The organism is Nocardiopsis coralliicola, from assembly GCF_054779695.1.
This window is the reverse complement of the sequence record NZ_BAAGXT010000056.1, coordinates 26305-35033: the sequence shown is the minus strand read 5'-3', so window position 1 is coordinate 35033 and position 8729 is coordinate 26305. Positions and strand designations below refer to the sequence as shown.

The window sequence follows — 8729 nt, the reverse complement described above, 5'->3', positions numbered from 1 at the left end:
CGCCGTTCCCGGCGCGGTCGCGGGCGGCGGCGCTCCCGGGCACGGCGGGTCCGGGGGAGCGCGGGGCCGGCGGGGACACCGTCGTCCCCGCCCGCGCCCCGCGCCTGCGGCGGCCGGCGGGCCGATCAGCGCCGCCGGTGCCGTATCCCACGAGGACGGCCCCCGATCCCGCTGGCGGAGGAGCGGCGCCCTTGCCGCTCCGCCCGGTCCCGGGGCCGTGCTGCGGGCCGTCCGGCACCGCCACGCTTACCAGCGGCGCGCCGACGGGCACCGCGGCGCCCTCATCGGCGTGCAGCGCGGTGACCGTGCCCGCGAACGGGCAGGGCACCTCCACTGCGGCCTTGGCCGTCTCCACCTCGGCGACCGGCGCGTCCACCGCGATCCGGTCGCCCGGAGCGACCCGCCAGGCCACCACTTCCGCCTCGGTCAGTCCCTCGCCCAGGTCGGGCAGCGCGAACACCAGCTCGCGCACCGGAGCTCCGGCGCCCTGCTGCGCGGCGCCCTCCCCGGGCCCGCTCACGACTCAGCCCCCTCGGTCCAGTCGGCCTCCCACTGGAGGCGGTCGACGGCGTCCAGGATCCGGTCGGCATCGGGCAGGTGCGCCGCCTCCAGCTTCGGCGGGGGATAGGGCACGTCCAGGCCGCAGACCCGCAGGATCGGCGCCTGGAGATAGTGGAAGCAGCGCTCGGTGAGCCGGGCCGCGACTTCGGCGCCGTACCCGCCGAACTCCGAGGCCTCGTGCACCACCACCGCGCGCCCGGTGCGGCGCACCGACGCGGCGGCCGTCGCGTCGTCGAACGGGCTGAGGCTGCGCAGGTCCACCACCTCCAGTGAGCGCCCCTCCTCCTCGGCCGCCTCGGCGGCCTCCAGTGCGGTCGCGACCATCGGGCCGTAGGCGAACACCGTGGCGTCCCGGCCGGGCCGGCGCACCAGGGCCCGGTCCAGCGGAGCTGCCGCCGCGCCCGGATCGAGCACGCCCCGCTCCCAGTAGCGGCGCTTCGGCTCCAGGAAGACGACCGGGTCGGGGCTCTCGACCGACGCGCGCAGCAGCGCGTAGGCGTCGTCCGGCGCCGCGGGCGTCACCACCCGCAGCCCAGGGGTGTGCGTGTAGTACGCCTCGGAGGAGTCGGCATGGTGCTCGACCCCGCCGATGCCGCCGCCGTAGGGGACGCGCAGCACCAGCGGCAGGCCGACGCGGCCGGCGGTCCGGTTCCGCATCTTCGCCACGTGCGACACGACCTGCTCGAACGCCGGGTAGGCGAACGCGTCGAACTGCAGTTCCACCACCGGCCGCAGCCCGTACATGGCCATCCCGACCGCGGCGCCCACGACACCCGACTCCGCGATGGGCGTGTCGAACACCCGGTCGGCGCCGAACGCCTCCTGCAGCCCGTCGGTCACCCGGAACACGCCGCCCAGCGGGCCGACGTCCTCGCCGCAGACGATCACCGACGGATCGGCGGCCAGGGAGTCGTGCAGCGCCCGGTTGAGGGCGCCGCCCAGGGTGGTCTCCACCGCTTCCGCCTCCCCGGCTGCCCGGACTGCTCCGGCCGGGCGGATGGAGCCCGCGGCCGCTGCCTGCGTCATCGGACCCCCTGCCCGCCCGCAGCCGCCGGATCGGCGGCGGCCTCCCCGGCTGCCTCGGCGGCGAGCCGCTCCCGCTGCTCCAGCAGGTGCGCGGGGGGCTCGGCGTAGACGTGGTCGAACAGCCCGGCCGGATCGGGCCGGTCCTGGCCGGCCAGTGCCGTGCGGACCCGCTCGGCGATGCGCTCGCCCTCGGCGGCGGCCTCGGCCTCGCCCGCATCGTCCAGCAGCCCTTCGGCGCGCAGCAGCTCCGCCAGCCGCGCGACCGGGTCGCGCTCCTCCCAGGCGCGCTCTTCCTCGGGTGCGCGGTAGCGGCGCGGGTCGTCGGCGTTGGTGTGCGGGCCCACCCGGTAGGTGCGCGCCTCGATCAGCACCGGGCCGCCGCCCGCGCGGGCCGACTCCAGCGCGCCGGACACCGCCGCATACACCGCGGCGGCGTCGTTGCCGTCGACGTGCAGGCCGGGCATCCCGTAGCCGACCGCCTTGTGCGCGAGGGTGGGCGCGGCGCTCTGCAACCGCAGCGGCACGCTGATCGCCCACTGGTTGTTCTGCACCAGGAAGACCACCGGTGCCCGCCACACCGCGGCGAGGTTGAACGCCTCGTGTGCGTCGCCTTCGCTGGTCGCGCCGTCGCCGAGCAGGACCAGCGCCGCAGCGTCCTCGCCGGCCCGGCGCGCCGCCCACGCCAGGCCGGCTGCGTGCGGGGCGTTGGTGGCCAGCGGCGTGCACTGCGGCGCGCACCGGTGGCTGCCCGGGTCGTAGCCGGAGTGCCGGTCGCCGCGGAAGAGCGCGAGCACCTCGACCGGGTCCACGCCGCGCGCGGCCAGCGCCACGCTGTCCCGGTAGGTGGGGAACAGCCAGTCCCGCGGGCCCAGGGCGAGGGCCGCGCCGACCTGGCACGCCTCCTGCCCTCGGGAGGAGGGGTAGACGGCGAGCCGGCCCTGCCGCGCCAGCGCGCCGGCCTGGACGTCGAAGCGGCGGCCGGCCACCATCCCGCGGTGCAGCCGCGCGAGCACGTCGCCGCCGGGGAAGGGGAAGGTGCCGTCCCCGGTGCGCTGCCCGCCGGCGCCGATGAGCGCGGTGGGTTCGATCGGGGGGAGCGGCGGGAGCGCCGGTTCGGGTTCGGTGGTGGTGTCCGTGTCCGCCATGTCTCGAATATGATCCGGATCACTCGGAAGTGTCTATGTACGGCGCGCAAACCCGGACGTTCGGTCCACCCTGCCGCACGCCAGCGGGCCGAACGTCCAGCCCCGCCCCCGCCCCGCGACGTGAGGTGAGACACATGGCCGTTGCGCTCGACGGCGTCGACCGGAGGATCCTCGAACTACTGCGCGCCGACGGCCGGATGTCGGTGCGCGCCCTCGCCCAGGCGGCGCACGTCTCCCGCGCCAGTGCGCACGCCCGGCTGGACCGGCTGCGCCGCTCCGGCGTGCTGCGCGGATTCACCGCCGTCGTCGACCCGGCCGCCTGCGGCCTCGGCCTGGCCGCCTACGTCACGGTCCGCATCCGGCAGGACTCCTGGGAGGCGTTCCGCGACCGGCTGCGCGCCATCCCCGAGATCGAGCACGCGGCACTGGTCTCCGGCGACGCGGACCTCATCCTGCTGGTGCGCGTCGCCGACGCGGGTGCGCTGCGCACCTTCATCCTGGAGCGGCTGCAGCGCTTCCCCGAAGTGGCCGGCACCCGGACCATGTTCGTCCTCGACGAGCCGGAGACCTCCGGGCACTGGACCGGACCGCCGGGTGCCGCCGGTGCGCCGGCCGCCCCGGGCGGGCCCTGACCCCCGGCCGGGCCGGCCGGGCTCCGCAGCGGGAGCGGCCGGCCCGGCGGGCCGGTGCCGTCAGGGCTTCGGGGGCTCCGCTGCGGACCGCTGCTCCGGCAGTGCGGCCTGGACCGGCTGGGCCGCTCCGGCTGCGCCGTCCTCTGCGGGTTCAGCAGGCAGCGCAGTGCCGTCCAGTGCGGCGCGCATCCGGTCCATGTCGAGCTGGCCCTCCCAGCGGGCGACGACGAAGGTCGCCACGCAGTTGCCGAGCAGGTTGATGGAGACCCGCATGGTGTCCATCAGCCGGTCGGCGCCGAGCAGCAGGGCGACGCCGGCGGCGGGGAAGGCGCCCAGCGCGGTCGCGGTGGCGGAGAGGGCGAGGAAGGCCGAACCGGGGACGCCCGCCATGCCCTTCGAGGTGAGCAGCAGGATGAGCACCATCATCAGCTGGTCGCCCAGCGACATGTCCACGCCGAACGCCTGGGCGAGGAAGAGGCCGGCGATGGACAGGTAGATGGCGGCGCCGTCCAGGTTGAACGAGTAGCCGGTGGGGATGACCAGGCCGGTGGTGGCCTTGGAGCAGCCGGCCGCGGTGAGTTTCTGCATGATGCGCGGCATCACGGCCTCGGAGGAGGCGGCGCCGATGGCCAGGGCGAACTCGTCCTTGGTGTAGCGGAGGAACTTCCACAGGTTCACCCCGGCGAAGACCTTGGCGACCAGCGCCAGCAGGAACAGGAACAGCACCGCTGCCCCGTAGCAGGCCAGCACAAGCATGCCGAAGCTGCTCAGCGATGCCAGCCCGTAGGAGCCGACGACGAAGGCCATCGCGCCGAACGCCCCGACCGGCGCGATCCGCATGATCCACCCGATGATCACGAAGATCACCTCGTTGACCCGCTCGACCAGGTCCAGGACGGGCTTGCCGCGCTCGCCCATCGAGGCCAGTGCCAGGGCGAAGAAGACCGAGAAGAACAGCACCTGCAGCAGGGAGTTCTCGGCGAAGGCGCCGACCAGGCTCTCCGGGATGACGTCCATCAGGAACTGCGCCGCTCCGGGCAGCTCCTCGCCCTGGGTCGCCTCCTCGACCGCCGCCGCGTCCAGCTGCGCCGGGTCGACCTCGAAGCCTGCGCCGGGGCGGACGACGTTGGCCACGATCATTCCGTAGACCAGGGCGAACGCGGTGACCGCCTGGAAGTAGACGAGCGCCTTGATGCCGATCCGGCCGACCGATCCGAGGTCGCCGACCTTGGCGATACCGGTGACGATCACGCAGAAGATCAGCGGGGCGATGGCCATCTTGATCAGCCGGATGAAGCCGTCGCCCAGCGGCCGGAGGGCCTCACCGAAGGCCGGCCAGAGGTGCCCGACCAGAACGCCGACCACGACGGCCACGATGACCTGGAAGAACAGCGACCGGTAGAACCGCTTGGGCGGCTGCTTGGCGGGCTGGCGCGGGGGCCGCTCCCGGGGCGGGGTGCTGCGCGGGGTGCTGTCCTCTGCGTCCTCGGCCATGGGCGCCTTCCTCGGAACTCAGGGGGGTGTCTCGCCATTGGGAAACGCATTTCCTCATGACGGAATGTGAGTGCGGCGTAACAGTAATATGGGCCACATTCGGGTCGCAAGGGGCACGAACTTCTCGACCCTTCGCCGGCGTGCCGGCGCCCCGGCGGCCCGCTCCGCCCGCGTGCGGCGGCCGGATGCGGCGGCTGGGGGCGGGGGGAGTGAGCCGCGCGCGAGCGGGGTAGAAGGGGGAAGCCTGAGTGGTGCATCCGCTCTCAGGCGCAGCGTGTCCGGGCCCGCAAACCCTCGGTGATGAGGGTGTGCGCGCACCCCTCGGATCGGTAACAAATCGGCTACTACCTGCGGTAACGGGCCGTTTCGATACTGACAAGTAGCGGCTCTGCCGCTAGGTTCCCGGCATGACCGCAACTCCGCTCGTCACCCTGGAGAGCGTCGACAAGCACTTCGGCGAACTCCACGTGCTGCGTGACATCAACCTCACGGTGCACTCCGGTGAGGTCGTCGTCGTTATCGGGCCCTCGGGCTCCGGGAAGTCGACCCTGTGCCGGACCATCAACCGGCTGGAGACCATCGACACCGGGGCCATCGCCATCGACGGGGTCCCCCTTCCCGAAGAGGGCCGCGGCCTGGCGCGGCTGCGCAGTGACGTCGGAATGGTGTTCCAGTCGTTCAACCTGTTCGCGCACAAGACCGTGCTGCAGAACGTCACCCTCGGTCCGATCAAGGTGCGCGGCAAGCAGCGCGCCGAGGCCGACAAGCGGGCGTTGGAGCTCCTCGACCGGGTCGGCATCGCCAACCAGGCCGACAAGTACCCGGCGCAGCTGTCCGGCGGTCAGCAGCAGCGCGTGGCGATCGCGCGCGCCCTGGCGATGGAGCCGAAGGTGCTCATGTTCGATGAGCCCACCTCGGCGCTGGACCCGGAGATGGTCCAGGAGGTCCTGGACGTCATGACCTCGCTGGCCTCGGAGGGCATGACGATGATCGTCGTCACCCACGAGATGGGCTTCGCCCGCCGCGCCGCGAACCGTGTGGTCTTCATGGCCGACGGAGAGATCGTCGAAGAGGCGGACCCGGAAGCGTTCTTCACGAGCCCCAGTTCCGATCGGGCCAAGGACTTCCTGTCGAAGATCCTCAGCCACTGACCGATCGGTACCCCCGCACCTGCTGGACCACGAGGAATAGAGGTATCCGGACATGCGAGTCCGTCGAATCGGCCGAATCGGCACCGCTGCCGCCGCCAGCGCCCTCCTGCTCACCGCTGCCGCCTGCGGCGGCGCCGAGATGGGCGGCGAAGGCGGCGGGGACGGCGAGGGCGGTGGCGAAGGCATCACCATCGGCGTCAAGTACGACCAGCCGGGCCTCGGCCTGGACGAGGGCGGCACGCCCGTCGGCTTCGACGTCGACGTCGCCACCTACATCGCCGGCGAGCTCGGCTTCGAGCCCGACCAGATCGAGTGGACCGAGGCGGCCTCGGCCAACCGCGAGACCTTCCTGCAGCAGGGCACGGTGGACATGGTCATCGCGACCTACTCCATCACCGACGAGCGCAAGGAGGTCGTCGACTTCGGCGGCCCCTACTACGTCGCCCAGCAGGACATCCTCGTCGGCGCCGACACCGACGACGTCTCCGGCCCCGAGGACCTCGACGGCAAGGTGCTCTGCTCCGCCTCGGGCTCCCGCTCCGCCAACAACATCACCGAGGACATGGAGATCGGTGCTGAGCTGCGCGAGGCCGGCAACTACTCGGAGTGCATCGAGCTGCTGAAGAACGGCACCGTCGACGCCGTCAGCACCGACAACACGATCCTCGCCGGCTTCGCCGCGCAGGAGCCCGACGCGTTCAAGATGGTCAACAACCCGTTCGGCGAAGAGAAGTACGGCGTCGGCCTGCCCAAGGGCGACACCGAGCGCTGCGAGCAGGTCAACGAGGCCATCACCAAGATGTGGGACGAGGGCGAGTCGGCCACCTACCTCGAGGAGGCGTTCGGCGCGACCGACTTCGCCTACGAGGAGGAGCAGCCGGAGGTCGAGGGCTGCGCCTGACCCCGACCCTGATCCACCCGTCGCCCCGGCCGGAGCCGCACCACTGCGGGCTCCGGCCGGGGCCGTGACCGGCTGGGAACAATGGAAGCTTTTCTCGGCAATATCGACAAGGTGATCGACGGCTTCTCCTGGACCGTCCGCCTCACCGCGCTCAGCGCGCTCTTCTCGTTCCTCCTCGGCATCCTGCTGACCGCCATGCGCGTGTCGCCGGTACCCGTCCTGCGCGGCCTCGCGACCGGCTACGTCGAGGCGATCCGGAACACTCCGCTGACGCTGGTGCTGCTCTTCTGCGGCCTGGGCATCAACAGCGCCCTGGGCGTCGCGCTCTCGGACACCGTCCAGTGGGACGTGTTCTGGTGGGCCGTCATCGGCCTGTCCGCCTACACGTCCTGCTTCGTCTCGGAGTCGCTGCGCTCGGGCATCAACACGGTGCCCATCGGCCAGGTCGAAGCCGCGCGCTCGCTCGGCCTCACCTTCACCCAGAACCTCGGCATCATCGTGCTCCCGCAGGCGCTGCGCAGCGTCGTCGGCCCGCTCGGCAGCGTGCTGATCGCCCTGACCAAGAACACGACCGTCGCCTCCGTGGCGGGGCTGGGCGTGCAGGAGGCGTCCCGGCAGATGAAGCTCATGTTCGACCAGGGCATCGCCCCGGTCATCCCGACGTTCATCGGGTTCGCGCTCGGATTCCTCATCCTGACGCTGCCCATGGGCTTCTTCTTCAGCTGGCTCAGCAAGCGAGTGGCGGTGGCCCGATGAGCGTGCAGAACGTCCTCTTCGACGCGCCGGGTCCCAAAGCCCGCGCGCGCAGCCGCGCCCTGTCGGTGCTCACCGCGCTCCTCGGCGCCGGCCTCTTCGTCCTGGTCTACCTCGGGCTGAACCGGTCGCTGTCAGCCGGAGCGGCTCCGCTGACCAGCGCGGACGCCTGGCGGGTCAACCCGCAGGGCCAGTGGGCGGGGGAGCGCTGGGCACCGTTCCTCGACCCGGCGACCTGGACCGGCTACATCGTGCCGGGCCTGCAGAACACGCTGACCGCGGCGTTCTGGGCCGCGATCCTGGCGCTGGTCTTCGGCATGGTGTTCGGTATCGGCCGGCTCTCCGAGCACGCCGTGATCCGGTGGGTCTCCGGCGCGATCGTGGAGTTCTTCCGCGGCATCCCGCTGCTGATCCTGATCTTCTTCACCATGGCGCTGCCGCTCGCCGTCAACCAGGGCCTGCAGGCGTTCGGCATGGACCCGCTGCCGCCGCGCACCTTCCTGGTGGACGCGATGACCGCCGTCATCGTCGGCCTCACCCTGTACAACGGGTCGGTGCTGGCCGAGGTGTTCCGGGCCGGCATCAACGCGGTTCCCAAGGGCCAGGCCGAAGCCGCCTACTCACTGGGCATGCGCCGCACCCAGGTGCTGTGGCTGATCCAGATCCCGCAGGCCGTCACCGCCATGATGCCGGCGATCGTCGCCCAGCTGGTCGTCCTGCTGAAGGACTCCGCGCTCGGCTACATCATCGCCTTCCCGGAGCTGCTCCGCGGCTTCTCGCTGATCGGCACCCGCTACGGCAACGTGATCCCGGCCGCGATCGTGTGCGCGGTCATCTACATCGCGATCAACCTGGCGCTGAGCCGCCTCGCGATTTGGCTGGAGCGGCGCAACGCCCGCCGCGGCCGCGCCTCGGCGCACGCCACCGCCGCACCCGGTATGGCGGCCGACGAGGGCGACGCCCCGGCGCCGGACGCCGGCGGCCAGGGGCGGAAGCCCTAGGCAGGCCGGAGGCCGGCAGCAGAGCAGGAGGGGCGGGGCCGCGGCCCCGCCCCTTTCGGTGTTCC

General features: G+C 72.4%; 9 protein-coding genes. 5 read left to right on the top strand and 4 right to left on the bottom strand.

From position 1 onward, the window contains the following. From ACYVGT_RS25415 to ACYVGT_RS25405, 3 genes are all read right to left on the bottom strand, one after another. A partial coding sequence (locus ACYVGT_RS25415) for a biotin/lipoyl-containing protein (RefSeq protein WP_460862932.1) occupies window positions 1-520 on the bottom strand: 520 nt, incomplete at its 3' end. Then, window positions 517-1587, bottom strand: coding sequence for an alpha-ketoacid dehydrogenase subunit beta (locus ACYVGT_RS25410; RefSeq protein WP_460862931.1), 1071 nt, complete (start codon window positions 1585-1587; stop codon window positions 517-519). The genes ACYVGT_RS25415 and ACYVGT_RS25410, both read right to left, overlap by 4 nt. Continuing rightward, window positions 1584-2732, bottom strand: a complete 1149-nt coding sequence (locus ACYVGT_RS25405) for a thiamine pyrophosphate-dependent enzyme (RefSeq protein WP_460862930.1) — start codon at window positions 2730-2732, stop codon at window positions 1584-1586. Before ACYVGT_RS25405 ends, ACYVGT_RS25410 begins: the two co-directional genes overlap by 4 nt. 134 nt (window positions 2733-2866) lie before the next feature. On the opposite strand from ACYVGT_RS25405, the gene ACYVGT_RS25400 reads away from it, so the two are divergent. Further along, on the top strand, window positions 2867-3364 hold the full coding sequence (locus tag ACYVGT_RS25400) for an Lrp/AsnC family transcriptional regulator (protein WP_460862929.1): 498 nt from the start codon (window positions 2867-2869) through the stop codon (window positions 3362-3364). A gap of 60 nt (window positions 3365-3424) precedes the next feature. Here the strand turns inward: ACYVGT_RS25400 and dctA are convergent, their stop codons facing one another. Next, the gene (dctA, locus tag ACYVGT_RS25395) at window positions 3425-4858 is read right to left on the bottom strand and encodes a C4-dicarboxylate transporter DctA (RefSeq protein ID WP_460862928.1); all 1434 of its coding nucleotides are present in this window, start codon (window positions 4856-4858) and stop codon (window positions 3425-3427) included. A gap of 407 nt (window positions 4859-5265) precedes the next feature. Here dctA and ACYVGT_RS25390 point away from each other — a divergent pair, with 407 nt between their 5' ends. The 4 genes from ACYVGT_RS25390 (at window position 5266) to ACYVGT_RS25375 (ending at window position 8664) form a co-directional block, all read left to right on the top strand. Then, window positions 5266-6009 (top strand): amino acid ABC transporter ATP-binding protein, encoded by a 744-nt coding sequence (locus ACYVGT_RS25390; RefSeq protein ID WP_460862927.1) that lies wholly within the window; start codon window positions 5266-5268, stop codon window positions 6007-6009. Window positions 6010-6061: 52 nt separating this feature from the next. Continuing rightward, window positions 6062-6910, top strand: a complete 849-nt coding sequence (locus ACYVGT_RS25385) for a glutamate ABC transporter substrate-binding protein (RefSeq protein WP_460862926.1) — start codon at window positions 6062-6064, stop codon at window positions 6908-6910. 81 nt (window positions 6911-6991) lie between these two features. Continuing rightward, window positions 6992-7666 (top strand): amino acid ABC transporter permease, encoded by a 675-nt coding sequence (locus tag ACYVGT_RS25380; RefSeq protein WP_460862925.1) that lies wholly within the window; start codon window positions 6992-6994, stop codon window positions 7664-7666. Beyond that, a complete protein-coding gene (locus ACYVGT_RS25375; RefSeq protein ID WP_460862924.1) occupies window positions 7663-8664 on the top strand; it encodes an amino acid ABC transporter permease in 1002 nt (333 codons plus the stop codon). Before ACYVGT_RS25380 ends, ACYVGT_RS25375 begins: the two co-directional genes overlap by 4 nt. The last annotated feature ends 65 nt before the right edge of the window (window positions 8665-8729 follow it).

What these genes read in the sequence shown, in the direction of transcription:
- ACYVGT_RS25380 (WP_460862925.1), top strand. Translation starts at nt 6,992, where the DNA reads ATGGAAGCTTTTCTCGGCAATATCGACAAGGTGATCGACGGCTTCTCC.
- ACYVGT_RS25405 (WP_460862930.1), bottom strand. Translation starts at nt 2,732, where the DNA reads ATGGCGGACACGGACACCACCACCGAACCCGAACCGGCGCTCCCGCCG.
- dctA (WP_460862928.1), bottom strand. Translation starts at nt 4,858, where the DNA reads ATGGCCGAGGACGCAGAGGACAGCACCCCGCGCAGCACCCCGCCCCGG.
- ACYVGT_RS25390 (WP_460862927.1), top strand. Translation starts at nt 5,266, where the DNA reads ATGACCGCAACTCCGCTCGTCACCCTGGAGAGCGTCGACAAGCACTTC.
- ACYVGT_RS25410 (WP_460862931.1), bottom strand. Translation starts at nt 1,587, where the DNA reads ATGACGCAGGCAGCGGCCGCGGGCTCCATCCGCCCGGCCGGAGCAGTC.
- ACYVGT_RS25375 (WP_460862924.1), top strand. Translation starts at nt 7,663, where the DNA reads ATGAGCGTGCAGAACGTCCTCTTCGACGCGCCGGGTCCCAAAGCCCGC.
- ACYVGT_RS25385 (WP_460862926.1), top strand. Translation starts at nt 6,062, where the DNA reads ATGCGAGTCCGTCGAATCGGCCGAATCGGCACCGCTGCCGCCGCCAGC.
- ACYVGT_RS25400 (WP_460862929.1), top strand. Translation starts at nt 2,867, where the DNA reads ATGGCCGTTGCGCTCGACGGCGTCGACCGGAGGATCCTCGAACTACTG.